The sequence below is a fragment of the Thauera sedimentorum genome (genome assembly GCF_014489115.1).
GTDB classification, from domain to species: domain Bacteria; phylum Pseudomonadota; class Gammaproteobacteria; order Burkholderiales; family Rhodocyclaceae; genus Pseudothauera; species Pseudothauera sedimentorum.
This window is the reverse complement of record NZ_JACTAH010000002.1, coordinates 471871-495060: the sequence shown is the minus strand read 5'-3', so window position 1 is coordinate 495060 and position 23190 is coordinate 471871. Positions and strand designations below refer to the sequence as shown.

Annotated in this window: 29 protein-coding genes; 9 read left to right on the top strand and 20 right to left on the bottom strand. The window is 69.2% G+C overall.

Going from position 1 to position 23190, the window contains the following annotated elements; genetic code table 11:
* A complete protein-coding gene (locus IAI53_RS12145; protein ID WP_187718456.1) occupies positions 1-858 on the bottom strand; it encodes a prepilin-type N-terminal cleavage/methylation domain-containing protein in 858 nt (285 codons plus the stop codon).
* Between the two features lie 25 nt (positions 859-883).
* Complete coding sequence (locus IAI53_RS12140; protein ID WP_225433308.1) at positions 884-1672, bottom strand: type II secretion system protein; 789 nt, start codon at positions 1670-1672, stop codon at positions 884-886.
* Between the two features lie 243 nt (positions 1673-1915).
* On the opposite strand from IAI53_RS12140, the gene IAI53_RS12135 reads away from it, so the two are divergent.
* Both IAI53_RS12135 and IAI53_RS12130 read left to right on the top strand, forming a co-directional pair.
* Positions 1916-2473 (top strand): hypoxanthine-guanine phosphoribosyltransferase, encoded by a 558-nt coding sequence (locus IAI53_RS12135; RefSeq protein ID WP_187718455.1) that lies wholly within the window; start codon positions 1916-1918, stop codon positions 2471-2473.
* An 18-nt stretch (positions 2474-2491) separates the two neighbouring features.
* Positions 2492-2827, top strand: a complete 336-nt coding sequence (locus IAI53_RS12130; protein WP_187718454.1) for a DUF1840 domain-containing protein — start codon at positions 2492-2494, stop codon at positions 2825-2827.
* Between the two features lie 163 nt (positions 2828-2990).
* On the opposite strand, the gene maiA is transcribed toward IAI53_RS12130, so the two are convergent.
* The 6 genes from maiA to IAI53_RS12100 form a co-directional block, all read right to left on the bottom strand.
* Entirely contained in the window at positions 2991-3635 is a 645-nt protein-coding gene (gene maiA / locus IAI53_RS12125) for a maleylacetoacetate isomerase (RefSeq protein WP_187718453.1), read from the bottom strand.
* Between the two features lie 7 nt (positions 3636-3642).
* Positions 3643-4659, bottom strand: coding sequence for a fumarylacetoacetate hydrolase family protein (locus tag IAI53_RS12120; RefSeq protein WP_187718452.1), 1017 nt, complete (start codon positions 4657-4659; stop codon positions 3643-3645).
* Positions 4660-4977: 318 nt separating this feature from the next.
* A complete protein-coding gene (locus IAI53_RS12115; protein WP_187718451.1) occupies positions 4978-5523 on the bottom strand; it encodes a VOC family protein in 546 nt (181 codons plus the stop codon).
* Between the two features lie 73 nt (positions 5524-5596).
* On the bottom strand, positions 5597-5821 hold the full coding sequence (locus IAI53_RS12110; protein ID WP_187718450.1) for a DUF2783 domain-containing protein: 225 nt from the start codon (positions 5819-5821) through the stop codon (positions 5597-5599).
* 14 nt (positions 5822-5835) lie between these two features.
* Entirely contained in the window at positions 5836-7503 is a 1668-nt protein-coding gene (locus IAI53_RS12105) for an FAD-dependent oxidoreductase (RefSeq protein ID WP_187718449.1), read from the bottom strand.
* Between the two features lie 99 nt (positions 7504-7602).
* Positions 7603-8565: an MBL fold metallo-hydrolase gene (locus IAI53_RS12100; RefSeq protein ID WP_187718448.1), complete on the bottom strand. Its 963-nt coding sequence runs from the start codon at positions 8563-8565 to the stop codon at positions 7603-7605.
* 162 nt (positions 8566-8727) lie between these two features.
* Between IAI53_RS12100 and IAI53_RS12095 the strand changes: the two genes are divergently transcribed.
* Positions 8728-9537: an IclR family transcriptional regulator gene (locus IAI53_RS12095; protein ID WP_187718447.1), complete on the top strand. Its 810-nt coding sequence runs from the start codon at positions 8728-8730 to the stop codon at positions 9535-9537.
* 50 nt (positions 9538-9587) lie between these two features.
* Here IAI53_RS12095 and IAI53_RS12090 read toward each other — a convergent pair whose 3' ends face one another.
* The 3 genes from IAI53_RS12090 to IAI53_RS12080 form a co-directional block, all read right to left on the bottom strand.
* The gene (locus tag IAI53_RS12090) at positions 9588-10457 is read right to left on the bottom strand and encodes an adenylate/guanylate cyclase domain-containing protein (RefSeq protein WP_187718446.1); all 870 of its coding nucleotides are present in this window, start codon (positions 10455-10457) and stop codon (positions 9588-9590) included.
* A 95-nt stretch (positions 10458-10552) separates the two neighbouring features.
* Entirely contained in the window at positions 10553-11470 is a 918-nt protein-coding gene (ttcA, locus tag IAI53_RS12085) for a tRNA 2-thiocytidine(32) synthetase TtcA (RefSeq protein WP_349771925.1), read from the bottom strand.
* Between the two features lie 72 nt (positions 11471-11542).
* Entirely contained in the window at positions 11543-12283 is a 741-nt protein-coding gene (locus IAI53_RS12080; RefSeq protein ID WP_187718445.1) for a pteridine reductase, read from the bottom strand.
* Between the two features lie 116 nt (positions 12284-12399).
* On the opposite strand from IAI53_RS12080, the gene IAI53_RS12075 reads away from it, so the two are divergent.
* Positions 12400-13560, top strand: a complete 1161-nt coding sequence (locus IAI53_RS12075; RefSeq protein WP_187718444.1) for a class I SAM-dependent methyltransferase — start codon at positions 12400-12402, stop codon at positions 13558-13560.
* A gap of 144 nt (positions 13561-13704) precedes the next feature.
* On the opposite strand, the gene IAI53_RS12070 is transcribed toward IAI53_RS12075, so the two are convergent.
* From IAI53_RS12070 to IAI53_RS12055, 4 genes are all read right to left on the bottom strand, one after another.
* A complete protein-coding gene (locus IAI53_RS12070; RefSeq protein ID WP_225433307.1) occupies positions 13705-13980 on the bottom strand; it encodes a hypothetical protein in 276 nt (91 codons plus the stop codon).
* A gap of 171 nt (positions 13981-14151) precedes the next feature.
* Positions 14152-14403 carry a hypothetical protein gene (locus IAI53_RS12065; RefSeq protein ID WP_225433306.1) on the bottom strand — a complete coding sequence of 84 codons (252 nt, stop codon included), beginning with the start codon at positions 14401-14403 and terminating at the stop codon, positions 14152-14154.
* A 154-nt stretch (positions 14404-14557) separates the two neighbouring features.
* A complete protein-coding gene (locus tag IAI53_RS12060; protein ID WP_187718443.1) occupies positions 14558-15364 on the bottom strand; it encodes an alpha/beta hydrolase in 807 nt (268 codons plus the stop codon).
* Positions 15361-15981 carry a glutathione S-transferase family protein gene (locus IAI53_RS12055; RefSeq protein ID WP_187718442.1) on the bottom strand — a complete coding sequence of 207 codons (621 nt, stop codon included), beginning with the start codon at positions 15979-15981 and terminating at the stop codon, positions 15361-15363. The genes IAI53_RS12060 and IAI53_RS12055 overlap by 4 nt, the downstream gene beginning before the upstream one ends.
* A 102-nt stretch (positions 15982-16083) precedes the next feature.
* Here IAI53_RS12055 and IAI53_RS12050 point away from each other — a divergent pair, with 102 nt between their 5' ends.
* Positions 16084-16281, top strand: coding sequence for a DUF2905 domain-containing protein (locus IAI53_RS12050; protein WP_187718441.1), 198 nt, complete (start codon positions 16084-16086; stop codon positions 16279-16281).
* 121 nt (positions 16282-16402) lie between these two features.
* Here the strand turns inward: IAI53_RS12050 and IAI53_RS12045 are convergent, their stop codons facing one another.
* Genes IAI53_RS12045 through IAI53_RS12035 form a run of 3 tightly spaced genes read right to left on the bottom strand, consistent with a single transcriptional unit; the run spans position 16403 to position 19059 of the window.
* Positions 16403-17155: an SDR family NAD(P)-dependent oxidoreductase gene (locus IAI53_RS12045; protein WP_187718440.1), complete on the bottom strand. Its 753-nt coding sequence runs from the start codon at positions 17153-17155 to the stop codon at positions 16403-16405.
* Entirely contained in the window at positions 17152-17823 is a 672-nt protein-coding gene (locus IAI53_RS12040; RefSeq protein WP_187718439.1) for a DsbA family oxidoreductase, read from the bottom strand. Before IAI53_RS12040 ends, IAI53_RS12045 begins: the two co-directional genes overlap by 4 nt.
* Before the next feature lie 36 nt (positions 17824-17859).
* Positions 17860-19059 (bottom strand): lytic murein transglycosylase, encoded by a 1200-nt coding sequence (locus tag IAI53_RS12035; protein ID WP_187718438.1) that lies wholly within the window; start codon positions 19057-19059, stop codon positions 17860-17862.
* A gap of 154 nt (positions 19060-19213) precedes the next feature.
* Here IAI53_RS12035 and IAI53_RS12030 point away from each other — a divergent pair, with 154 nt between their 5' ends.
* The 4 genes from IAI53_RS12030 (at position 19214) to yidD (ending at position 22363) form a co-directional block, all read left to right on the top strand.
* Positions 19214-20389, top strand: coding sequence for an aminotransferase-like domain-containing protein (locus IAI53_RS12030; RefSeq protein WP_187718437.1), 1176 nt, complete (start codon positions 19214-19216; stop codon positions 20387-20389).
* 138 nt (positions 20390-20527) lie between these two features.
* Entirely contained in the window at positions 20528-20953 is a 426-nt protein-coding gene (dksA, locus tag IAI53_RS12025) for an RNA polymerase-binding protein DksA (RefSeq protein ID WP_187718436.1), read from the top strand.
* Positions 20943-22094 carry a CobW family GTP-binding protein gene (locus IAI53_RS12020; protein WP_187718435.1) on the top strand — a complete coding sequence of 384 codons (1152 nt, stop codon included), beginning with the start codon at positions 20943-20945 and terminating at the stop codon, positions 22092-22094. The genes dksA and IAI53_RS12020 overlap by 11 nt, the downstream gene beginning before the upstream one ends.
* Complete coding sequence (yidD, locus tag IAI53_RS12015) at positions 22094-22363, top strand: membrane protein insertion efficiency factor YidD (protein ID WP_222948286.1); 270 nt, start codon at positions 22094-22096, stop codon at positions 22361-22363. Before IAI53_RS12020 ends, yidD begins: the two co-directional genes overlap by 1 nt.
* A gap of 80 nt (positions 22364-22443) precedes the next feature.
* Here yidD and IAI53_RS12010 read toward each other — a convergent pair whose 3' ends face one another.
* A complete protein-coding gene (locus IAI53_RS12010; RefSeq protein WP_187718434.1) occupies positions 22444-22665 on the bottom strand; it encodes a hypothetical protein in 222 nt (73 codons plus the stop codon).
* A gap of 10 nt (positions 22666-22675) precedes the next feature.
* Entirely contained in the window at positions 22676-23023 is a 348-nt protein-coding gene (locus IAI53_RS12005) for a DUF4870 family protein (protein ID WP_187718433.1), read from the bottom strand.
* Between the last annotated feature and the right edge of the window lie 167 nt (positions 23024-23190).

Sequence of the window (23190 nt, the reverse complement as noted above, 5' to 3'; positions counted from 1 at the left end):
TTACTGGTCCATCACCCAGTGGGCGGTGAGCAGTTGCACGCGGTCCTCGTCGCGGTTGCGGCCGGCGGTCGTGCCGACCGGATTGGCAACGCCCTCGGCCTGGGCGATGGTGTTGTTGCCCAGCCACTCGTGGCCCGGCCGCTGGCTGCTGGCCTCGTTGTTGTTGTTGCCGCTGTTCTGCTGGCGGAAGCGGCCTTCCAGGGCGTCCGGCTTGCCGTCGACCACCTGGTCCAGATAGCGGGCCAGATCGGGGGTGAGGCCGCGCAGCACCATCACGTTGCCCGCGCCGGAAATGGTGCCCGGCGGGTTCCACTGGAAGCACACCTGCAGTTCCACCGCGTTGCCGTTGGAGTCCTGGTACAGGTAGCGCTCCTCGCGGCCCTCGCCGCGGCCCGGCGGCATGCGGACGCCGATGCGCTGGAGCAGGGTGCGCAGGTTCTGCTGGGAAAGTCCGGGATCGCCCGCACCCACGGTATTGGCCTGGTAGCCCTGGCCGTTGCAGATGCGCAGGCCGGTGTTGGCGAAGTTCTCGGGGATGCCGGCGAGGCCGCCGTTGAGGTTGCCGCCGGCGGCCATGGTGGTGCCGCCGATGGTGGCCTCCGCGCCATTGACCATGTAGGTCGGCGAGGTCTGCACGTCGCCCAGCACCACGCCGGTGCGCTGGTAGTGTTCGTCATAGGCCTTCTTCCAGCCCATGGCGAACTTGTTGGCGACCTTCTGGTACTCGGCGTTGCGCTGCACGTCCTTGCCGATGGCCACGGCGCCGATGATCAGGCCGATGATGACCAGCACGATGGCCATCTCGATCAGGGTGAAGCCGCCCTGGGCGCGGCGCTGGAACTGCTTGGGAGTGTTCATTCCGGGAGATCTCCGCACAAGGCGCTTACTGGTTCATCTTGTAGTGGGCGACGACGGTGATGATCTGGTCCTCGTCGCGGTTGGCGCCGGCTGCGTTCGCGGCCAGTCCCACCTGCTGGGTGTTGTCGGCGTTCCACTGCGCGCCGGGCTGGTTGTTGCCGGTGCAGGTGACGCCTTCGCGGCGGAACATGCCCTCGCATTCGTCGGCCTTGCCGTCGATCATCTGGTCGAGCGAACGCGCCAGGTCGGGGGTCAGGCCGGCGATCACCATCACGTTGCCGGAGCCGGAGTCGCGGCCCGGACGGTTCCACTGGAAGCAGACCTTGATCTCCTGCGGGTTGCCGTTGGAGTCCAGATAGACGTAGCGGTCTTCCTGGCCTTCGGCGCGACCCGGGGGCATGCGCACGCCGGCGCGCTGCATGAGGGGGCGCAGCATGAAGTCGGTGTTGGTGGTGGTGGCGCCGCGCGTCATGCCGGCAGCCGGGCCGCCCTGGCAGATGGCATTGGGCTCGGCGACGTTGGTCATGTTGCCGCCCGAGGCCCCGACGTTGGTCAGGAAGTTGGCGCCATTGACCATCAGCTGCGGCTGGGTCTGGTTGTCGCCCGGCACCACCCCGGTGCGCTGCACGTGGGCGTTGTAGGCCACCACCCACTGGTCGATGAACTTCTGCTTGATCTTGGCGTACTCGGCGTTGCGCTGAACGTCCTTGCCGATCATCACCGCGCCGAGGATCAGGCCGATGATGACCAGCACGACTGCCATCTCGACCAGCGTGAAGCCGCCTTGCGACGACCTGTGGAAACTCATCTTCATGTGTACGCACCTTCCGTTCGTTAGCGAGGCCACGAGCAGGGGGCACGGACACGCGGGCTCCCTGATTGCGATCGGCGCGAACGATAGCCAGCGAGCGTGAGAGAAACGTGAGAGAACCGTGAGTGCGCCCCGGGATGGGCGTGACGTAGTTCTCACCTGGCGCGCAGTCGAGGCCCGGAGGCCTGCAGCGGACGATCCGGGCTAGAATCCGCGCTGACCAACGGACGAGACGAGGAAGGCGGTATGGCGGTGGATCTGCAGGCAATCATCCGGGCGCGCGAGGAGGCCGACTGCCTGGCCGACGAGGCGGCGGTGGAGGCGGCGCTGGACCGCATGGCGGGCGAGATCACCGCGCGGCTCGAACACAGCAATCCGCTGGTGTATACGGTGATGAACGGCGGGCTGATCTTCGGCGGCCGGCTGCTGCCGCGCCTGCCCTTTGCGCTGGAAACCGCCTACCTGCACGCCACGCGCTACGGCCTGGCCACCCACGGCACCCTGCTGGACTGGCGGGTGCGTCCCACCCAGGACCTGCGCAACCGCAGCGTGCTGGTGCTGGACGACATCCTCGACGAAGGCCATACCCTGGCGGCGATCATCGAGCACCTGCGCGAGGAAGGCGCGCGTGAGGTGCTGTCGGCGGTGCTGGTGCACAAGCTGCACGACCGCAAGGCCTATCCGGGCATGCGGGCGGACTTCACCGGCCTGGACATCGCCGACCGCTTCCTGTTCGGCTGCGGCATGGACTACAAGGGCTACTGGCGCAACGCGCCGGGCATCTACGCGGTCAAAGGCCTGTGAGCCAGAGGGGAGAGTGACATGCTGATCGTATTCAAGTCCGATGCCGCCGCCGACGTGATCATGTTCGGCGACGTGGGGAAGAAGCTGATCGCCGCGATGGGCAAGGATGCGGCCGACGCCAAGGGCATCGTCACCGTGGAGCAGCTGCCGGAAGCGGCCGCCCGCCTGCGTGCGCTGATCGAAGAGGAAAAGGCCCGCGCCGCGGCGCAGACCGAAGAGGATGAAGAGGAAGCGCGCGAGGCCGGCCGCAGCGGCATGGCGGCGCCGGTGAACCTTGCCCAGCGTGCCTGGCCGCTGCTCGAAATGCTGGAGTTCTCGATCAAGGACGGCGTGCCGGTGGTCTGGGGCGTGTGAGCGGGGTGTCGAGAGGGCTGCGGCCCTGTCGCGGGTGACCCGGCCGCTGCTATCGCGGCCAAGGCCGCTCCTACAGGGCGTGGCGGCCATGGTTCGGCGGTAGGAGCGGCCTTGGCCGCGATCGGGCCGTGCCGCCGCCCGATGCGGTGATTGCCGGTGCGGCTTACTCCGCGTCGGGCTGCTGGGCCGGTGCGGCCAGGCGGAAGGCTTCCAGCGCCTCGCAGGCTTCGACGATGCGCATCACCGTGGGGATGTGGGCGGTGTTGCAGTTGAAGCGGCGCGCGTTGAACACCTGCGGCACCAGGCAGATGTCGGCCAGCGTGGGCGTGTCGCCAAAGCAGAAGCGCCCGCTGCGGGGCTGCTGCTGAAGCATCGCTTCCACCGCGGCGAGACCGCTTTCCACCCAGTGACGGTACCAGGCGTTCTTCTGCTCGTCCGTCACCCCCAGTTCGCGGCTCAGGTACTGCAGCACGCGCAGGTTGTTGATCGGATGGATGTCACAGGCGATGGCCTGGGCCAGCGCGCGGATGCGCGCGCGCCCCAGCGCGTCGCCGGGCAGCAGCGCGGGCGCCGGGTGGGTTTCGTCCAGGTACTCGATGATCGCCAGTGACTGGGTGAGCACCTGGCCGCCGTCTTCCAGCGCCGGTACCAGCCCGGCCGGGTTCAACGCCAGGTAGTCCGGTTGGCGCTGCTCGCCGCCGTTGCGGGCCAGGTGCACCGGCACCGCGTCATAGGGCAGGCCCTTGAGATTGAGCGCGATGCGCACCCGGAAGGCGGCCGAGGAGCGGAAGTAGGTGTAGAGCTTCATGGCCGGTTCAGCGCGCCAGCGGCGCCACTTTCTGCTCGATGGCGCCGAAGATGCTCTGTCCGCGCTCGTCGTGCATCTCGATCTTCACCCGGTCGCCGAAGCGCATGAAGGGCGTGGCCGGCTTGCCGCCTTCGATGGTCTCGTACATGCGCACCTCGGCCAGGCAGCAGTAGCCCACCCCGCCGTTGGCGATGCTGGAGCCGTACAGTCCGCCCTGCTTGTTGGACACCGTGCCCGAGCCGATGATGGAGCCGGCTTCCAGCTCGCGGGTCTTGGCCACATGGGCGACCAGTTGCGGGAAGGAAAAGGTCATGTCCACGCCGGCATCGGGCTTGCCGAAGGGCTGGCCGTTGAGCTCGACTTCCAGCGGGCGGTGCAGCTTGCCGTCGCGCCAGGCCACGCCCAGCTCGTCCGGGGTGACTGCCACCGGGCTGAAGGCCGAGGCCGGCTTGGACTGGAAGAAGCCGAAGCCCTTGGCGAGCTCGGCCGGGATCAGGTTGCGCAAGGACACGTCATTGACCAGCATCAGCAGGCGGATCGCCCCGGCGCATTGTTCCGGCGTGGCGCCCATAGTCACGTCGCCGGTGACCACCGCCACCTCGGCCTCGAAGTCGATGCCCCAGTCCTCGCTGGCGGCGACGATGTCGTCGCGCGGGCCGACGAAGCTGTCGGAGCCGCCCTGGTACATCAGCGGATCAGTGTGAAATTCCGGCGGCAACTCGGCGCCACGCGCGCGGCGCACCAGCTCCACGTGGTTGATGTAGGCCGAACCGTCCGCCCACTGGTAGGCGCGCGGCAGCGGCGAATGGCACATCGCCGGGTCGAAGGGCATGGCGTGGCGGGCGTGGCCGCCGTTGAGCATGTCGTACACCAGCTCCAGCTGCGGGGCGACGTCGTCCCAGTCATCCAGCGCGGCCTGCAGCGTGCGCGCGATGCCGGCCACGGCCTGGCAGCGGCTGAGGTCGCGGCTGACCACGACCAGCGTACCGTCGCGGCCGCCGTGCTTGATGGTGGCGAGTTTCACGGGTGGGGTCTCCTTGTTGGGGGCGTGAGTGGGGGTGCGGCGATGTTCCTGGGCTCAGCCTGCGGCCACATTCAGGCTACGGTCGCTTGTTTCAGCGTTCCTCCCCCTTCAAGGGGGGCGAGGGCGGGGTTTCGTCAAGCATAGCTTGACGCCGGCTGAGCGGGCTGGCTGTGTAAAGCCAGCCCTCCAGACAGGAGGGGGATGGGTTTCGCTAGACGCTCGCACAAACCCATCCCCACCCCGGCCCTCCCCTTGAAGGGGAGGGAGCGAACCAGCGTCCGTCGCCCGGATGCAGCGTAGCGTAATCCGGGAGGGCGCTCAGTTGAACATCGTCTTGTAGCGGCCGTCGTGCATCCAGGCCGCGTGCTTGGGCGCCTTCTTGGTCTTGGCCCACTCTTCCAGCATCTCCCACTTCACCTTGTCGAGCGCTTCCAGCATGCCCGGGCGCAGGGTGTTGGCGGCCAGTTCCAGGCGGTGGCCGTTGGGGTCGTAGAAGTAGATGGACTGGAACAGCGCGTGGTCGGTGGGGCCGACCACCTCGACGCCGGCCGCTTCCAGGCGGGCCTTGGTGGCGAGCAGCACTTCCATCGACTCGACTTCCAGCGCCAGGTGCTGGGTCCACGCCGGGGTGTTCTGGTCGCGGCCCATCGGCGCGCGGGTGGGCAGTTCGAAGAAGGCGAGGATGTTGCCGCTGCCGGCGTCGAGGAAGATGTGCATGTAGGGGTCCGGCTCGCCGGTGGAGGGCACGGCGTCCTCGGCGATGGACAGCACCAGCTTCATGTCCAGGTGCTTTTCGTACCAGCGCGCGGTTTCCAGCGCGTCCTTGCAGCGGTAGGCGACGTGGTGGATCTTGTTGACCAGCATGGGGTTACCTCCGGGTGTTCGTGGTGCGCCCCTCCCCTTGAAGGGGAGGGGGCTTCCTATTGGCGATACTGCGCTAGACCCCTTCGCGCGCGATCTTCATCGCCTCGCGCAGCACCGAGATGTCGCCGATGTGGTTGGCGAGCAGCAGGATGAGGCGGGCGTTCACCTGCGCGCTCTGCTCGTCGGTCAGATCGCGGTGGGTGTCGATCAGCAGTTCGTAGAAGTCGTCGCCCGGGCTGAAGCTGCGGAAGTAGTGCTGGCCCGGCTCGAAGAAGTTGGGTTGGGTGTTGAGTGCCATGGATGCGGGCTCCTTCAGGCGTTGCAGGTGGCGCGGGCGAGCGCCGCGCGCACTGCGGCGGCATCGAGCTTGCGCCAGCGCGCGGCGACGTGCTGGTCGGGGCGCGCCAGGTAGGCGGTGCCCGGCTGCAGGTCGTAGCGTTCGCGGATGCGGCCCTTGGTGTCGATCACCGTGGCCAGCCCCATCGGCGCGCTGCCGCGGGCGGCCACCACCAGGGACTGCACCGGAATCGGCCCGTCGGCCAGGCCGGCCAGCGTGCCGGCGGTGGCGGCGTCCAGCGCAGCGGCGTCTTCCACGTAGTAGAGCAACTGGAAGCGGTTGCCCAGCACCTGCAGCAGCCAGTCGTGGCCGTCGGCGGTGCCGACCGGGGCGTCGTCCATCGGTGCGCCGGGCACCATCTGGCCGCCGAAAGCGTCGCTGTCCGGCGTGTTCAGCCGTGAATCGGTGAGGAAGCAGGGCACCGACAGGCGCCCGGAATTGACCAGCGCGCGCGCAAAGGGGTAGTGCTCCGCCAGGCCCAGCACCGCGTTGCGGAAGGTCTTGCTGACCGCGCTCTTGGGGGTGATGAAGTCGGTCGAGCGGGTCGAGTTCATGATGTTCTCGTCCGCGCCGAAGGTGCGCTCAGTCGAATAGGTGTCGAGCAGCGTGGACGGCGCCTTGCCCTCCATCACCAGCTTGAGCTTCCACACCAGGTTGTCGGTGTCCTGGATGCCGGAGTTCGCCCCGCGGGCGCCGAAGGGCGAGACCTGGTGGGCGGCGTCGCCGACGAAGAGCACCCGGCCGTGGCGGAAGTCGTTCATGCGGCGGCACTGGAAGGTGTAGATGCTCACCCATTCGAGCTCGAACTCGCGCTCGTCGCCGAGCATGGCCTTGATGCGCGGGAGCACCTTCTCGGGCTTCTTCTCCTCTTCGGGGTCGACGTTCCAGCCGAGCTGGAAGTCGATGCGCCAGACGTTGTCGGCCTGCTTGTGCAGCAGCACCGACTGGCCGGGGTGGAAGGGCGGGTCGAACCAGAACCAGCGCTCCGCCGGGTAGTCGGCCTTCATCACCACGTCGGCGATCAGGAAGCGGTCCATGAAGATCTTGCCTTCCACCTCCAGGCCCAGCATGTGGCGGATCGGGCTGCGTGCGCCGTCGCCGACGATCAGCCAGTCGGTGGTCAGCGTGTAGGCGCCGTCAGGGGTCTCGACCCGCAGCGTGACTTTGTCCTCGCCCGGAGTGACCGCGATCACCTTGTTCTTCCAGCGCAGGTCGATGTTGCCCACCGCCTCGGCGCGGCGGACCATGTACTCCTCGAGGTAGTACTGCTGCAGGTTGATCATGCCCGGACGGTGGTGGTCCGGCTCGGGGCAGAGGTTGAAGTTGAACACTTCCTGCTCGCGGAAGAAGGTGCGGCCCACGTTCCAGGACACGCCCTTCTCCACCATCTCTTCGCCGCAGCCCAGGCGGTCCAGCACCTCCAGCGCGCGCTTGGCGTAGCACACGCCGCGTGAACCGATGGAAACGGTGTCGTCGTCGTCGAGCAACAGCACCGGGGTGCCCTGCATGCCGAGGTCGATGGCTGCCGCCAGCCCCACCGGGCCGGCGCCCACCACCACCACCGGGTAATGCCCTTCGCGGGCCTCGGCCAGTTCCGGCGGGCGCCGGTAGGCGTACTTCGGGTATTGATACGTGCTCAGCACGGTGTCTCCTCCTTGTCGTTCCTGCCGGGCCGCCTTCTGTCGGGCGTGTCGCCGGATTCGTCCATCAACCCTGTTGGTCGGATTCCGTCCGCGCGGCGCTCACTCCTGCAGCGCGTGCCACATCTGCTGGTCGCGTTCCGCGGTCCAGATGCGCGGGTCGCGGATGCCGCTGGCCTCGTCGTGCGCGCGGGTCACGTCGAAGGGCAGGCAGTGTTCGTAGATGAAGACCTGGCCGAACTTCGGGTCCATGTTCCTGCGGGTGTGCGCCATGGTGGCCTTCAGGTCGTAGCCCTTGGCCACCGCTTCCTGCGCGCTGGTGTACAAGGTGGACACGAAGTCGCGGGTGTAGGCCAGGCCGGCCTGCACGCGCTCCGGCGTCATCAGCGCCGGGCCGCGCCCCGGGACGAGCTTCTGGAAGTTCATCGCCGCCAGGTTGTCCAGGGTCTGCGGCCAGTCGGCCAGGTAGGCGTCGCCGGTGTAGCAGGCGGCGTCGGCTTCCACCAGGTCGCCGGAGAAGCAGATCGACTGCGAAGGCAGATACACGATGGTGTCGCCCTTGGTATGGCCGCGGCCGACCTGCTTGATCTTCACTTCCAGCTTGCCCAGCCACAGGGTCATCTCGCCCTGGAAGGTAATCGTCGGCCAGGTGAGTCCGGGTACGCTTTCCACCGCGTTGAAGAGACGCGGGAAGCGACCGATCTCGGAATCCATGTCCTGCTGGCCGCGCTCGACGATCAGGTCGTAGGTGTCCTGGCTGGCGATGATCTGCTCCAGGCCCTCGTCCTTGTAGCCGGAGGCGCCCAGCACGCGCACCGCGTGGTAGTGGGTGAGCACCACGTACTTGATCGGCTTGTCGGTGATCTCGCGCACCTTGGCGATCACGCCCTGCGCCATCACCGGGGTGGCGGTGGCGTCGATGATCATCACCGCGTCGTCGCCGATGATCACGCCGGTATTGGGGTCGCCCTCGGCGGTGTAGGCGTAGGCGTTGTCCGACAGCTTGTCCCAGCTGATCTGCTTCTCTTCCAGGTCCGCCTGCGAGGCAAAGGCCTTGGTGTTCATCGGGTGACTCCTCTTGTCGTTCTGGGGATGGCCGAATCCTAGTCAATGATTTGTTAATGGTCAATACGTTCGCTATTGTCAAATAACGGCGCCCGGAATACGATGCGTTCCAGCTGTTAAGATGCCGCCCACCGGAAACACCGGAGGCGCGAGGGGGACGAGTTGGAAGACGAACGCAACGGCAGTCGCGGCGCGGATCGCCGCGGCATCCAGTCCATCGAGGTCGGGGGGGCGCTGCTGCAGGCGCTGGTGCGCCAGGGCGCGCCGATGATGCTCAAGGACCTGGCCCGCGAGGCCGGCATGCCGCCGGCCAAGGCGCATCCCTACCTGGTGAGCTTCGGCAAGCTGGGCCTTATCGAGCAGGACCCGGTCACCGGGCGCTACGGCCTGGGGCCGTTCTCGCTGCAGATGGGCCTCACCGCCTTGCACGGGCTGGACCCGCTGCGCGCGGCCACCATCGAGTCCGCGCGCCTGGCCGACGAGATCGAACTGAACGTCGCCATCGCCGTATGGGGCAACCACGGCCCCACCATCGTGCGCATCGAGGAAAGCAGCAAGCAGATCCACGTCAACATGCGCCCCGGCACGGTGATGACCCCGCTGCTGCTGTCCGCCACCGGCCGCGTGTTCGCCGCCTTGCTGCCGGCGCGCATCACCCGGCCCATCCTGGAGAAGGAGCTCGCCCAGTTCGCCGCCACGCCCCAGGCCGCGCTGCGCCTGTCGCGCCGTCATGTGGACGAGATCGTCGCCGAAGTCCGCCAGCACGGCATGGCCCGCGCGGTGGGCAACCCCATCCCCGGCATCAACGCCTTCTCCGCCCCGGTGTTCGACAGCAGCGGCAACCTCGCGCTGGCGATCACCGCGATGGGGCCGGCGGATTCATTCGATCCCGGTTGGGAAGGTGAAACGGCGCAGAAGGTGCGGGCGTGCGCGGCGGCGATTTCGCAGCGCTTGGGGAGTGCTGCCGGCTAGGGTGCGGCGTACGCGGCAAGCTCCGCCACACCCACCGTGAGGCGAAACCCCTACTGCAGCTCGAAAAACACCAGATCGCGCTCCACCTCGGCGGCGGAGAAACCGCAGCCCAGGCGCCCCGGGCCGTTGAGCAGGGTTTCGCTCTGTTTGACGAACTTTTCGCCCTGGCCCTCGATGGCCACGTAGGTGCCGTTGCTGCTCTGGTCGATGAGGTAGAAGCCGGCGCCGCGGCGTTCGATGCGGGCGTGCTGGCGGGAGGCGCGCGGGTCGATGATCACCACGTCGTTGCCGTGCTCGCGGCCGAGCAACAGGACCGGGCGCTGCTCGTCCACCATCAGCCGTTCGTTCTGGTGGCGGATGTGCAGTTGCTGCAGAAGCTTGCTGTTCGGCGGCAGCGGGGTGATGTTTCCCAGTTTGTGGCCGAGTTCGTAGACCGGCCAGTCCATGCCTTCCAGCGCCAGGCTGCGTGATCCTTCGGTCCCGGCGAAATGCCGGGCCGGCGTGGACAGCAGCATGACCGCGGCGCCGCTGGCGAGCGCCTGGCCGGGCTTGGCGCTGGCCGCCAGGCGCCGGGCGACGGTCAGGCCGTCTCCGTAGGGCGGGCGGCTGGCCTCCAGCGGGCCGTAATGCACGCCGATGCGGGTGGACAGTTGCACGCCGCTCATCGGAGGCAGGCTGGCCACCCGTTCCAGCATCTCGCAGGCCGCCAGCACGGCGGCGTCGCAGCGTTCGAAACCGGCGGAAAGGCCCTGCGGGTCGCGGGTGAGGCGGGCGCCGCCGTTGGATTCGATCACCCGGTCGATGCGGTTCAGGCAGCGATCCACGGCATGCTGAGCCTCTTCGGCGCGCAGACGGCCGATCAGCCGCTCACTGCCGGCGACTTCGGCGACGAGGATGCAGGTGTTCTTCCGCTCGGTCATGGTGGGTATGTCGGGAGCTCGCCGCCGGGTGTGCGACGCTACGGGGCTTCATGATGAGCAAATGAAATGGGCCGCGCAAGTACCCGGTAGGCGGATCAGCGCCCTGCCGTGTCCAAGCTAACGATCTGCACGATCTCCGCGGCGCGGGCCGGCAGTTCCGGCGGATCGAAGGCGGTGTCGCCTTCGGCCACCACGGTGTTGCGGTCCAGGCCCTGGAAGTCGAACAGGCGTTGGTCGGCCAGGTGCGAGGGCACCACGTTCTTGAGTGCGGTGGCGAGCGATTCGATGCGTCCCGGGTAGTCGCGCGCCCAGCCTTTCAGCATCTGCTTGATCTGCTTGCGCTGGGCGTTCTCCTGCGAGCCGCACAGGTTGCACGGGATGATCGGGTACTCCATGGCGCGGGCGAAGCGCTCGATGTCGTTCTCGGTGCAGTAGGCCAGCGGGCGGATCACCACGTGCTGGCCGTCGTCGCTGACCAGCTTGGGCGGCATGGCCTTGATCTTGCCGCCGAAGAACATGTTGAGGAACAGGGTCTCCAGCATGTCGTCGCGGTGGTGGCCTAGCGCGATCTTGGTGGCGCCGATCTCGCGCGCCACGCGGTAGATGATGCCGCGACGCAGGCGCGAGCACAGCGAGCAGGTGGTCTTGCCCTCGGGGATCTTGTCCTTGACGATGGAATAGGTGTCCTCGGTGACGATGCGGTACTCGACGCCGATGGATTCGAAGTAGGCCGGCAGCACCTCGGCCGGGAAGCCGGGTTGCTTCTGGTCCAGGTTCATCGCCACGATGCGGAAATTCACCGGCGCGCGCTCGCGCAGCGCGAGCAGGATGGACAGCAGCGAGTAGGAATCCTTGCCGCCGGACACGCACACCATCACCGTGTCGCCGTCCTCGATCATGTTGAAGTCGGCGATCGCTTCGCCCACGCCGCGCTCGAGTTTTTTCTTGAGGCGCAGGAAGGTGTTGGAGAAGCGGTTTTCCGCGCCGGTGGCGGAAGAGGGGGTGGTGCTCACGATGGACGGCCCGAAGAGGAAAAAAGCCGGCGGATTATACGCTTACCGTGCTCCGCCCGCCCGGCTTCAGACCTACAGGCGGGCGCTGCGTCCGCCGTCGACCGCGACGATCTGCCCGGTCACGTAGGGCGCATCGAGCATCAGGAAGCGCACCATGCCGGCGATGTCGGCCGGCGTGCCCTCGCGCCCCAGCAGGGTGTGGCGCACGATCTCGGCGCGCTCCTCGGGCGGAAACTGCCCGTCCTCGGGCCAGGCCACCGGGCCGGGGGAGACGCCGTTGACGCGCACCTCCGGCGCCAGCTCCAGCGCCAGCGCGCGGGTCAGGCCGAGCAACCCGGCCTTGGCGGCGCAGTAAAGCGGGTAGTGGTGCAGCGGGCGCTCGGCGTGGATGTCCACGATGTTCACGATGGCGCCGCGGCGCTCGCGCAGATGGGGGGCGGCGGCCTGCGAGAGGAACAGCGGGCCCTTGAGGTTGGAGCCGATCAGGTCGTGCCAGGCGGCCAGGTCGATCTGGCCGAGTGGGGTGGGGAAGAAGCTCGAGGCGTTGTTCACCAGGCCGTCGAGCCGCCCGGCTTGGGCGAGCGCCCGGTCGACAACCGCTTCCGGTGCGCCGTCGGCGGCCAGGTCGCCGGCGGCCAGCCAGGCCGAACCGGGGCGCGTGGCGTTGAAAGTGTCGGCCAGCGCCTGCGCCTCGGTCGCGGAACTACGGTAATGGAGTACCACGCTGGCGCCGGCGGCATGCAGGTGGCGGGCGATTTCGGCGCCGACGCGGCGCGCGGCGCCGGTTACCAGGATCACGGGGGCTGTGCTCATCGGGTGCGCAAGGGTTTCGGAACCGAGTCGATGTCCGGCCCAATGATGCCCGCTCGCGCGGGCCGCCGCCAGCGCGCGGGTAGAATGCCGGCTTTTCCCCGCGGACGGCCCCCGCCATGAACCTGCCCCAACCTTCCGCCGATGCGCTCGCGCAGAGCACGCGCCTGGTCGACCTGCTGCGCGCCGAGATTGCTGCGGCCGGCGGCTGGCTGCCGTTCTCGCGCTACATGGAGCTTGCGCTCTATGCGCCGGGACTCGGGTATTACAGCGGCGGCGCGAGAAAGTTCGGCCCCGGCGGCGACTTCATCACCGCGCCGGAGCTCACTCCGCTGTTCGGCCAGGCGCTGGCCGCGCAGGTCGAACAGGTGATGCGCGCCTCGGCCGCCCACGTCATCGAGGCCGGCGCCGGCACCGGCCTGCTGGCCGCCGACCTGCTGCTGGAGCTCGAATCCCGCGGCTGCCTGCCCGAGCGTTACGACATCCTGGAACTCTCCGGCGAGCTGCGCGAGCGCCAGTTCGATACCCTGGCGCAGAAGGCGCCGCAGCTGGCCTCGCGGGTGCGATGGCTGGATACGCTGCCGGAAAGCTTCAGCGGCGCGCTGGTGGCCAACGAGGTGCTGGACGTGATGCCGGTGCACCTGGTGGCCGCGCGCGCCGATGGGCTCTTCGAGCGCGGCGTGGCGCTGGGCGACGATGGCGCGCTGTGCTGGGCCGACGTGCCGGCGAGCGGGCAGGTGCTGGTGGCGGCGCAGGCGCTGGAACTGCCGCAGCCGGCCGAGGGCGAGTACGTCACAGAGATCTGCCTGGCGGCGCGGGCCTGGGTGGCCGAATGGGCGCAGCGCCTGCAGGCCGGCGCGCTGCTGCTGGTGGACTACGGCTATCCGCGCGCCGAGTACTACCTGCCCTCGCGCTCGGGTGGCACCCTGCTTTGCTACTACCGCCACCATGCCCACGGCGACCCCTTCCTGTGGCCGGGCTTGAACGACATCACCAGCTTCGTGGACTTCACCGCCGCCGCCGAGGCCGCCTTCGATGCCGGGCTGGAGGTGTACGGCTACACCAGCCAGGCCCAGTTCCTGTTCAACTGCGGGGTGCTGGAATGCCTGGGCCGGCGCGGGCCGCAGGAGAGTGCGGACTACATCCGCGCCGCGCGGGCGGTGCAGCGCCTGACCGCGCCGCAGGAAATGGGGGAGTTGTTCAAGGTGCTGGCCGTGGGCCGCGGCATGCCGCAGCCGCTGATGGGTTTCGCCCGCGGCGACCGGCTGCACACCCTCTGAGGGGCCACAAGCAATAGCCGCCCAGTGTAGGAGCGGCCTTGGCCGCGATAAAGCCTGCGTAGAAACGACGCCGCATCGCGGCCAAGGCCGCTCCTACATGTGCGGGGCCACCGGGCGTGACGCAAAGGGTATCGGGTGGCCGGCTCAGTGCTCCGCCGCCACCTCGCGCAGGCTGCACTTGGCGACGCCGAACTCGGTTTTTACCAGCAAGGGGTAGGAGGCGCCGCAGTAGCGGCCGAATGCGCCGATGTTGTAGCCGACGACACGCCCCGCCACGCGCCCGATGCGTACCCGCTGGCCGATGCGGTAGCCGGCGCGGATCGCCGTGTGCACCGCCTGTTCCACGCCGCCGTGCATGCGGCAGGAGTGGCTTTCCCGGCTGCGATCGCCGGGCACGAGGTCGAACTGCATCCTGTCCATGATGGTCTCCGTCCGGCGTCAGCGTCCGTTGCACCTTGCGGCGGCGCGCTGCGCCAGGACTCCATGGTCGCGCCGCACGGCGGCGCGCGTTTGCCCGAGCAGACGCGGAAAACGCCTGCGATTCCGGGCTTTGCCGGCCCTGGTCCGGCGGCGCGTCGGCGCCGGGCCGGACTATTCCTGGTAGCGGTACATCGCCTCCAGGAAGGCCTCGACGTCTTCGGGCGGTGGCATGTGCTCTGCCGTTTCCGCGCTGTGCTCCTGCAATTGCAGCGCCACCTCGGGTTGCGGCAGCCAGCCCGCATCGAGCACCTCGTCGTCGTAGGCCGGCTGCTCCCCGGCCTCAATCCTGCCTGCGCTCATGTCCATGACGATCACCATGATGGCCTCCGCAAAGCTCGCCGAATGGGTGTCCGATGACTGCATTAACGGCCACGGAACGGTGTTCTTGAGCGGCGCGCCTTGCGCGATGGAGCCCCCGGAGCGGGAGCTCCTGCTTCGATCATGGCGTTGGCAGGGGATGGCCGCCAGTCGGGAACAACCCTGAGTGCGGGCGCATTTCACGCCCCGGGGGCGGAAATCAGAGGTGGCGCTCTTCCAGCCAGTCGGCAATGCGTTCGGCGACCCGCTCCCAGTCGCGCTCGAGCATCATGCCGTGGCCCAGGCCGGGCAGTATCTCGGCCTGGCGGCCGTAGGTGGTGGCGGTCATCATCACCTGCACCGGCGGGATCAGGTGGTCGTGCTCGGCGCCCAGCACCAGCATCGGGGGGCGGTGCATCAGGGTCGGGCGGGGCAGGTTGAACAGCGTCATGTCCCAGATCGCGCGGTGCGATTCGGGCTGGCACAGGCGGTAGTAGCGCAGCAGGTCGGCCTCGTCGACCGGCTGGTGGAACAGCGCGTCGCGCAGGCTGTCGAGCTGCGGCGTGCCGCCGCCCATGATGCGGTTCAGGTCCACCAGCAGGTTGGGCTTCTTGAACATCAGCTCGACCGCCGAGCCCATCAACCCCTGCGGCGGCACCGAGGACATCAGCACCACGCCGGGTGCGTCGCCGCGTTCCAGGTATTTCTGCACCACCATGCCGCCCATCGAATGGCCGATCAGCACCGGCGTTTCGGGCAACTTGCCGATCACCTCGACCAGATCGTCCACATAGTCTTCGATGGAGAAGGCGTCGAGCGGGGCGCGGCGCCGGGTGGCGCCGTGGCCGGACAGCGACACCGCGTAGCTGGTCCAACCGCGTGCCGCGAACCAGGGCAGGAAGTGTTCGTCCCAGCACCAGGCGCCGGTGTAGGCGCCGTGCACGAAGAGCAGCGGGGTGGGGCGGACCTGCTTGCCGGCCGGGGCGCGGCAGAGGACTTCGAGTTCGCCGAAGCGGTTGGTGTTCATCGCGGGATCTCCATGCCGCGCTGGACGGCGGGGCGCGCGGCGATCGTGTCGAACCAGCGCCGGACGTTGGGGAAGGCGGCAAGGTCGATACCCTGCCATTCGTGCCGGGCGAGCCACGGGTAGGTGGCAATGTCGGCAATCGAATACTGGCCGCCGGCCAGCCATTCGTGGTCGGCCAGGCGCTTGTCGAGCACGCCGTAGAGACGCTCGGCCTCCTTGGTGTAGCGCTCGGTCGCGTAGGGGATGCGCTCGGGTGCGAAGCGGCGGAAATGGTGCGCTTGGCCGAGCATCGGGCCGATGCTGCCCATCTGCATCATCAGCCACTGCAGCGTCTCGTAGCGCGCGCGGGGGTCGCCCGGCAGCAGGCGGCCGGTCTTCTCGGCCAGGTAGATCAGGATGGCGCCGGACTCGAACAGCGCGACCGGGGTGCCGCCCGGGCCGTCGTCGTCGATGATCGCCGGGATCTTGTTGTTCGGGCTGATGGTGAGGAAGCCGGGGTCGAACTGCTCGCCGCGGGTGATATCGACCGTGCGGACCTCGTAGGCCAGGCCGAGCTCTTCAAGTGCAATGGAGATCTTGTGGCCGTTCGGCGTGGCCCAGGTGTACAGGGTGATCATCGGTCGGTTCTGTCTCTCGCAGTCCGCCGCGGCGGTAGGCCGGCGGCGTTGCCTTGCGGGTGGGCAGCGGGTCTAATGCCGGTTTTGCCGGCGGAGCGCCCGATGCTCAAGTGGTTTGTGGTGATCCTGCTGGTCGTCCTGCTGTCCGGCTTCCTGCGTCCGCGCGCCTTGGGCGGGTTTCGCCTGGGGCGCCTGCCGGGCGACCTGTCGTTCCGGTTCCGCGGGCGAGATTACCATTTTCCGTTTGCCAGCACCGTGTTGCTTTCCCTGCTGGCGTGGTTGCTGCTGCGCGCGCTGTAGGGCACAGAGGCGCGGGGGCGGGCCTGCAGGAGCGGCCTTGGCCGCGATTGCGGCGTCCGTTTTCTCACCCCCGTATCGCGGCCAAGGCCGCTCCTACGGGTGGCACGCCGGCCGGTCGAGGTCAGCCGCCCTGCCAGCGCCGCGCCAGTTCGGCGTCGCGGATGTCGTTCTCGTGCTCGCGGAACTGCGCCGCGTCGGCGTCGAGCAGCAGCCAGGCGAGGAAGCGGCCCACGGTGTCCGGGCTGGTCAGCTGGCCGTTTTCCTTGAGCTTGCGGAAGGCGTCCACGTCCGGGAAGGCCGCTTCGTCCAGCGCGCGGATCTCGGCCTGCATCGGGGTATCCACCACGCCGGGGCGGGCGCTGCCGACCAGGATGTTGCGTTCGCGCAGTTCCTCGCGCCAGCACTGGTAGAGCATGTGCAGCGCGCTCTTGGAGATGCAGTACGGCCCCCAGCCGGCCAGCGGGTGGTGCGCCGCGCCGGAAGACACGTGCAGGATGCGCGCGCCGGCGGCAAGCACCGGCAGCAGCGCCTGGGTGAGGAAGAGCGGCGCGGCGAGGTTGGTTTCCCAGTGCTGGCGGAAGGCTGCGCGCTGCACCTCGGCGAGCGGGCCGGCCGGGCCGAGCACGGCGGCGTTGTGCACCAGGTAGTGGGGGGCGCGGCCGTTCAGCGCGGCGAGCACCGCGGCCGGGGCGTCCTCGGCGCTTACGTCCAGCGCCAGCGTCTCCACCTTGCCCGCATGGCGTGCCGCAAGCGCATCGAGCAGCGCGGCGCGCCGGCCGATGGCCAGCACGGTGCAGCCGCGCGCCACCAGCTGCGCGGTGAGCGCTGCGCCGATGCCGCTGCCGGCGCCGGTGACGATGGCGATCGAACTCATGCCTGGCCTCCTTCGCCGAGCGACTGCAGGATGGCCGCGCCCAGCACCGCGGCCGACTGGGCGCCGGAGACCCCCAGCTTGCGGTTGAGGATGAAGAAGGGCACGCCGCTCACGCCCTGCTGCTGGATGCCGGCGGCCATGCGCTTGACCGCCGCGGCGTCCTCGTTGCTGTTGAGGTATTCCAGCACCTCGTCGCGCCGTTCGCCACCTGCGGCCACCGCCAGGTCGGCCAGCACCTCGCTGTTGCCGATGTCCAGGCCCTGCTGGAAGTGGGCGGCGAACAGCGCGTCGGTCAGCGCCTTGATGCGCGCCGGCGTGTTGCCCAGGCGCTGCGCGCGGTAGCACAGGCGGTGGGCCTTGAGGGTGTTGGGGCGCACCGCGATGCGCTCGAAGGCGAACACCAGGCCGTCGTCCGCGGCGGCTTCCGCCATCTGCTGCTGTACCGCGTCGGCGCCGCGCGGGCCGCCGAACTTGGCTTCCAGGAAGGCGCGATAGGGCTCGCCCGCCGGCGGGGTGTCGGGGTTGAGGAAGAAGGGCAGCCAGTTCACCCGCACGTCCAGCCCGGGGCGTTCGGTGCGCAGCTCGGCAAGCGCCTGGTCGAGGCGCACCTTGCCGAGGAAGCACCAGGGGCAGACGAAGTCGGAAACGAGATCGATGTCGAGAGTCATGGGGAAGCAGCCGGTAGTCGTTGAAGGCGCCCGGGTTCAGCCCGGGCGGCGCAGGTGTTCGAGCAGGCGGCGGCCGGCCCGGCCGTCCGCCTCCCAGCCGAGTTGGCGTTGCAGGTCGGCGATGGCGCGGCGGGTGTTGGTGCCGAGCAGGCCGTCGACCTCGCCGATGTCGTAGCCGCGCGCGAGCAGCAGGCGCTGCAGTTCGCGGCGTTCGGCACGCGACAGGCCGGGGTCGTCGGTCGGCCAGCGGGTGTGGAAGCCGGCGTCGCCGCCGCGCAGGCGGTCGGCCAGGTGGGCGATGGCCAGCGCGTAGCTTTCGGCGGCGTTGTAGCTGAACAGGGCGTCGAAGTTGCGCAGGGTGAGGAAGGCCGGGCCGGCGGTGCCGGCCGGCAGGATCAGCCCGGCGGTGTCGCCGCCGCCCGGCAGTGCGCCGCCGTCGGCGCGGGTGAGCCCGGCGGCGCGCCAGGCGTCCAGCGAACGCCGCGCGCGGCGTCCCGCCTGGGCGGCGTCGAAACCCTGCGGCAGGCGCACTTCGATGCCCCACGGGCGGCCGTGCTGCCAGCCGGCGCGGGCCAGGAAGTTGGCGGTGGAGGCGAGCGCGTCGGGCACGCTGCCCACCAGGTCGCGGCGCCCGTTGCCGTCGAAGTCCTCGGCCAGGCGCATGAAGGTGGACGGCATGAACTGGGTGTGGCCAAAGGCCCCGGCCCAGGAGCCGGTGAGCTTGTCGGCGTCGACGTGGCCTTCCTGGAGGATCTGCAGCGTGGTGAAGAACTCGCCGCGGAAGAAGCTCTGGCGGCGGCCGAAGCAGGACAGGGTGGCGAGCGACTGCACCAGCGGACGCTTGCCGAAGTTGCGCCCGTAGTTGCTCTCCACGCCCCATACCGCCACCACCACCGCGGGCTCCACCGCGTAGCGCGCCTCGACGGCAGCCAGCGTTTCCGCCCACTGCGCCAGCATGGCGCGCCCGTCGGCGACGCGCTCGTCGTCCACCAGCGCGGCCAGGTAGTCCCAGATGGCGGTGGTGAACTCGGGCTGGGCGTCGAGGAAGCCGACCACCGCCATGTCGGGGGCCAGTTCGCGGGTGTGGGTGTCGAAGGTGGCGCTGGCGACGCCCTTGGCGGGCGCCTGCTCGCGCAGTTCGGCCAAGCAGCGGGCGAAGCCGGCGTCGTCGGCAGCGGCGGGCAGGGCGGCGGCGAAGGTCGCGGCGATCAGGGCGGAGCGGAACGGAAGCTTCATGAGTGCATTCTAAGCGCTACGTGTCCGTTGCTGGCAGCCAAACCCACCGGGCCACTTTTCAGGATTGTGCGTGCAACTGTACCGGTACGCATGAACTCGTTTGTCCTAGGCTGGAGGCCTTTCCGGCTTTCTTCGACGCTCAGTACTGTCCGCCATGAACATCCATTTTTCCCGCCGCGCCCGAGCGCTGACCAGTTCCGCGATCCGCGAGATCCTCAAGGTGACCGAGCGGCCCGAGGTCATCTCCTTCGCCGGCGGGCTGCCGTCGCCGGCGAGCTTTCCGGTCGATGCGATCGCGCGCGCCAGCGTGCGGGTGTTCGCCCGCCAGGCGCAGACCGCGCTGCAGTACGGCCCCACCGAAGGCTACGGGCCGCTGCGCGAATGGATCGCCGAACGCCACGGGGTGGCCGCCGAACGGGTGATCGTCACCACCGGCTCGCAGCAGGCGTTGGACCTGCTGGGCAAGGTGCTGATCGATCCGGGCAGTGCGGTGCTGGTGGAGACCCCCACCTACCTGGGCGCGCTGCAGGCCTTCTCGCTCTACGAGCCGGTCTTCCGCGCGCTGCGCTCGGACGACGACGGCCCGCTGCCCGAGGCGCTGGACGCCGGGCTGGCGCAGGACGCGCGCTTCCTCTACGCCCAGCCCAACTTCCAGAACCCCACCGGGCGGCGCATGCCGGTGGCGCGCCGTGTGGCACTGGTCGAGCGCGCGCGCGAACTGGGCGTGCTGCTGGTCGAGGACGACCCCTACGGCGAACTCGCCTACGACGGCGAACGCCTGCCCTCGCTGCTGTCGATGAACCCGGATGGCGTGGCCTACCTGGGCAGCTTCTCCAAGGTGCTCGCCCCCGGCCTGCGCCTGGGTTACCTGATCGCCCCGCCGGAACTGGCGCGCAAGCTCGCGCAGGCCAAGCAGGCCGCCGACCTGCACACCCCCAGCCTGGTGCAGCTGCTCGCCTTCGAGACCGTGCGCGACGGCCTGCTCGACCAGCACATCGAATCGGTGCGCGCGCTCTATGCCGCGCAGTGCGAGGCCATGCTCGACGCGCTGGCCCGCCACATGCCGGCCGGCGTGCGCTGGAACCGGCCGCGCGGCGGCATGTTCGTGTGGCTGACCCTGCCCGCGGGCGTCGATGCCGGCGAGCTCCTGCCGCGTGCAATCGAGCGCAACGTGGCCTTCGTCCCCGGTGCCGCCTTCCATGCCGGCGAGGCGGCCGCCAACACGCTGCGCCTGGCCTTCGTTACCGTGCCTGCGGCGCGCATCGAGCAGGGGGTTGCGGTCCTCGGCGCGCTGTTCGCCGAAGCACTGGAGCACGCCCAGGCGGCCTGATCCGCAGCTTCCCGAGGCGAAGTGCCCCGCTTGCCGTGGCTCCGCTACAATGCCGGACGGGATCGCAGGCACGAGCCAACCGGCGCGACGACTGCAAAGCGCGGTATAACGACTCATCGGATCACGAAGGGAGCAAGGATGAACGCCATCGTCAACAACCTGCCGACCGAGCAGGAACTGCTTGCGGCCTCGCCCGACGACTACATGTCGCCGGAGCAGCTGGCCTTCTTCCGCCACCGGCTGGAGGAGGAAATGCGCCAGTTGCTGGAGAACGCGCACGAGACCACCACCCACCTGCAGGAAAGCGAAGCCACGCCCGACCCCTCCGATCGCGCCAGCGTGGAAGAGGAACACACCCTGGAGCTGCGCGTGCGCGACCGCGAGCGCAAGCTGCTGAAGAAGATCGAGGAAGCGATCGCCCGCATCGACACCGGCGACTACGGCTGGTGCGAGGAAACCGGCGAACCGATCGGCATCGGCCGTCTGCTCGCCCGTCCCACCGCCACGCTCAGCCTGGAAGCCCAGGAGCGGCGCGAGAAGCTGAAGAAGATGCATGGCGGCTGATGTACCGGCCGGGAGCGCGCCGGCGTCCGCTGCGGACCGGCGCATCCCGGTCACCGTCCTGACCGGCTTCCTCGGGGCCGGCAAGACCACCCTGCTGAACTGGCTGCTCGCGCAGCCGGGTCTGGACAGCGCTGCGGTGCTGATCAACGAGTTCGGCGAAGTCGGCGTCGACCACCTGCTGGTCGAAAAGGTCGACGACACCCTGGTGCTGCTCGACTCCGGCTGCATCTGCTGCAGCGTGCAGGGCGACCTGGTGCGCGCGCTCAAGAATCTCTTCATGCGCGCGCTGCGCCGCGAGATTCCCCCGGTCGGCCGCGTGCTGATCGAAACCACCGGCCTGGCCGACCCGGCCCCGGTGATCCATACCCTGATGGAAGAGCCTTTCATCGCCGAGCGCTACCGCTGCGACGGCGTGGTCACCGCGGTGGACACCACCCACGCGCTCGACCAGCTCGGCGCCCAGCGCGAGGCGGTGCGCCAGGTGGCGATGGCCGACCGTCTGCTGCTCACCAAATGCGACCTGGCCGATGACGACGCCCGCGCGACGCTGGCCGCGCGGTTGGCCGAACTCAACCCCGGGGCACCGCAGATCGAGGTACGCCAGGGCGTGCCGGCCGAAGGCGGCGTCGATGCGCTGTTCGGCTGCGGACTCTACAGCGCGGCCGGCAAGCTGCCGGACGTGGCTGCCTGGTTGGGCGAGGAACGTGCCCGCCGGCTGGAGGCCGAACGCGCCGCCCGCAGCGCGCCGATGGCCTGGCGCAAGGGCGCGCCGCCGGCCCGCCCGGCGGCCGCGCCTGCGCGCCACGACGAAGGCGTGTCGAGCTACGTCATCCGCTTCGACGAAGCGCTGCAGTGGTACGGCTTCTCTGACGCGCTCGGGCTCATCCTGCAGGTCTACGGCGAGCGCATCCTGCGCGTGAAAGGCGTGCTCAACGTGGAAGGCGACCCGCTCCCGCGCGTGGTGCAATGCGTGCAGCACGTCGCCTATCCGCCCACCAGCCTGCCGGCCTGGCCGCAGACCGGGCCGCTGAGCGACCGGCGCAGCCGGCTGGTGTTCATCGTGCGCGACCTGCCCAGGAGCGAGGTCGAGGTCATCCTCGCCAGCCTCGCCGGCCAGGCCCCGTCCGCCGAGGCCGCCTGATGAACCCGGTGCGCAGCCTGCTGCGCGGGCTGATCCGCGGCTACCAGCTCTTCATCAGTCCGCTGCTCGGGCCGCGCTGCCGCTTCTATCCGACCTGTTCGCACTACGCCATCGAAGCGCTCGACACCCACGGCGTGCTCAAGGGTTCCTGGCTCGCCCTGCGCCGCATCCTGCGCTGCCACCCGTGGAACCCGGGCGGCTTCGACCCGGTGCCGCCGCGCGCCGGCGAGACCTGCGGCTGCGGGCACGAGCACAAGCCGCCCCTGTAGGAGCGGCCTTGGCCGCGATGCGGTGATCGTTTCCTCGCAGGCCGCATCGCGGCCAGAGCCGCCCCCACGCGCTGCGGTCACTATTCGATAAACAAGCCCACCAGGATCAGTGCCAGCCCCAGGCCGTGCAGCAGCCAGGCCGTGCGCTCGACCCTGCGCAGCGCCGCGTCGGCGGCAATGGACGCACGGATGCGCTCGCGCTCGCGGCCGACCTCGTCCGCGACCCGCCGGTTGAGGCGGAAGCGCAGCGCGCCGCCGGCGCCGACGAGCACCAGGCCGAGCACCAGCAGCAGTGGCACCATGCCCCTTGCCTCAGTCGGCGTACATCGGCTTGTTGTCGTTCAGGCGCAGCCAGCCCTTGACGATGCGGTAGATGAACCACACCAGGTCGGCCAGCAGGATCGCCCAGCCCACCACCAGGAAGGCGGTGACCATGCCGATCACCGCCCACAGCAGGCTGAACCAGAAGGTGCGGATCTGCCAGCGGAAGTGGCTCTCCAGCCAGCTGCCGGCCACCTCGCCGCGCTTGACGTAGTTCATCACGATGGCCACCAGCCCGGTGATGCCGATCACCAGCGAGGCGGCGTACAGCGCGTAGATGATGGTGGCGACGGTCTTGTTGGCCTTCTCGCGTTCGTCGACGATGGTGATCTCGGTCATGCGTGTTCTCCTGTTCCGGATGTTCGTTGTCGGCCGGCGCGCCGCCCGTAGGAGCGGCCTTGGCCGCGATGCGGCATATGGCGAGGCTCTGCGCCTATCGCGGCCAAGGCCGCTTCTACGGGTGATGCGTGGCGCCGCGCTAGCACCGCGGCATTTAACGTGATCCG

What these genes read in the sequence shown, in the direction of transcription:
- IAI53_RS12030 (WP_187718437.1), top strand. Translation starts at nt 19,214, where the DNA reads ATGAACATCCATTTTTCCCGCCGCGCCCGAGCGCTGACCAGTTCCGCG.
- IAI53_RS12080 (WP_187718445.1), bottom strand. Translation starts at nt 12,283, where the DNA reads ATGAGCACAGCCCCCGTGATCCTGGTAACCGGCGCCGCGCGCCGCGTC.
- IAI53_RS12060 (WP_187718443.1), bottom strand. Translation starts at nt 15,364, where the DNA reads ATGAACACCAACCGCTTCGGCGAACTCGAAGTCCTCTGCCGCGCCCCG.
- IAI53_RS12075 (WP_187718444.1), top strand. Translation starts at nt 12,400, where the DNA reads ATGAACCTGCCCCAACCTTCCGCCGATGCGCTCGCGCAGAGCACGCGC.
- IAI53_RS12115 (WP_187718451.1), bottom strand. Translation starts at nt 5,523, where the DNA reads ATGCTGGTCAACAAGATCCACCACGTCGCCTACCGCTGCAAGGACGCG.
- IAI53_RS12145 (WP_187718456.1), bottom strand. Translation starts at nt 858, where the DNA reads ATGAACACTCCCAAGCAGTTCCAGCGCCGCGCCCAGGGCGGCTTCACC.
- IAI53_RS12110 (WP_187718450.1), bottom strand. Translation starts at nt 5,821, where the DNA reads ATGGCACTCAACACCCAACCCAACTTCTTCGAGCCGGGCCAGCACTAC.
- IAI53_RS12065 (WP_225433306.1), bottom strand. Translation starts at nt 14,403, where the DNA reads ATGCAGTCATCGGACACCCATTCGGCGAGCTTTGCGGAGGCCATCATG.
- IAI53_RS12070 (WP_225433307.1), bottom strand. Translation starts at nt 13,980, where the DNA reads ATGGACAGGATGCAGTTCGACCTCGTGCCCGGCGATCGCAGCCGGGAA.
- IAI53_RS12045 (WP_187718440.1), bottom strand. Translation starts at nt 17,155, where the DNA reads ATGAGTTCGATCGCCATCGTCACCGGCGCCGGCAGCGGCATCGGCGCA.
- IAI53_RS12130 (WP_187718454.1), top strand. Translation starts at nt 2,492, where the DNA reads ATGCTGATCGTATTCAAGTCCGATGCCGCCGCCGACGTGATCATGTTC.
- IAI53_RS12050 (WP_187718441.1), top strand. Translation starts at nt 16,084, where the DNA reads ATGCTCAAGTGGTTTGTGGTGATCCTGCTGGTCGTCCTGCTGTCCGGC.
- IAI53_RS12040 (WP_187718439.1), bottom strand. Translation starts at nt 17,823, where the DNA reads ATGACTCTCGACATCGATCTCGTTTCCGACTTCGTCTGCCCCTGGTGC.
- IAI53_RS12005 (WP_187718433.1), bottom strand. Translation starts at nt 23,023, where the DNA reads ATGACCGAGATCACCATCGTCGACGAACGCGAGAAGGCCAACAAGACC.
- IAI53_RS12020 (WP_187718435.1), top strand. Translation starts at nt 20,943, where the DNA reads ATGGCGGCTGATGTACCGGCCGGGAGCGCGCCGGCGTCCGCTGCGGAC.
- IAI53_RS12140 (WP_225433308.1), bottom strand. Translation starts at nt 1,672, where the DNA reads ATGAAGATGAGTTTCCACAGGTCGTCGCAAGGCGGCTTCACGCTGGTC.
- IAI53_RS12010 (WP_187718434.1), bottom strand. Translation starts at nt 22,665, where the DNA reads ATGGTGCCACTGCTGCTGGTGCTCGGCCTGGTGCTCGTCGGCGCCGGC.
- IAI53_RS12035 (WP_187718438.1), bottom strand. Translation starts at nt 19,059, where the DNA reads ATGAAGCTTCCGTTCCGCTCCGCCCTGATCGCCGCGACCTTCGCCGCC.
- IAI53_RS12135 (WP_187718455.1), top strand. Translation starts at nt 1,916, where the DNA reads ATGGCGGTGGATCTGCAGGCAATCATCCGGGCGCGCGAGGAGGCCGAC.
- yidD (WP_222948286.1), top strand. Translation starts at nt 22,094, where the DNA reads ATGAACCCGGTGCGCAGCCTGCTGCGCGGGCTGATCCGCGGCTACCAG.
- maiA (WP_187718453.1), bottom strand. Translation starts at nt 3,635, where the DNA reads ATGAAGCTCTACACCTACTTCCGCTCCTCGGCCGCCTTCCGGGTGCGC.
- IAI53_RS12090 (WP_187718446.1), bottom strand. Translation starts at nt 10,457, where the DNA reads ATGACCGAGCGGAAGAACACCTGCATCCTCGTCGCCGAAGTCGCCGGC.
- IAI53_RS12100 (WP_187718448.1), bottom strand. Translation starts at nt 8,565, where the DNA reads ATGAACACCAAGGCCTTTGCCTCGCAGGCGGACCTGGAAGAGAAGCAG.
- dksA (WP_187718436.1), top strand. Translation starts at nt 20,528, where the DNA reads ATGAACGCCATCGTCAACAACCTGCCGACCGAGCAGGAACTGCTTGCG.
- IAI53_RS12055 (WP_187718442.1), bottom strand. Translation starts at nt 15,981, where the DNA reads ATGATCACCCTGTACACCTGGGCCACGCCGAACGGCCACAAGATCTCC.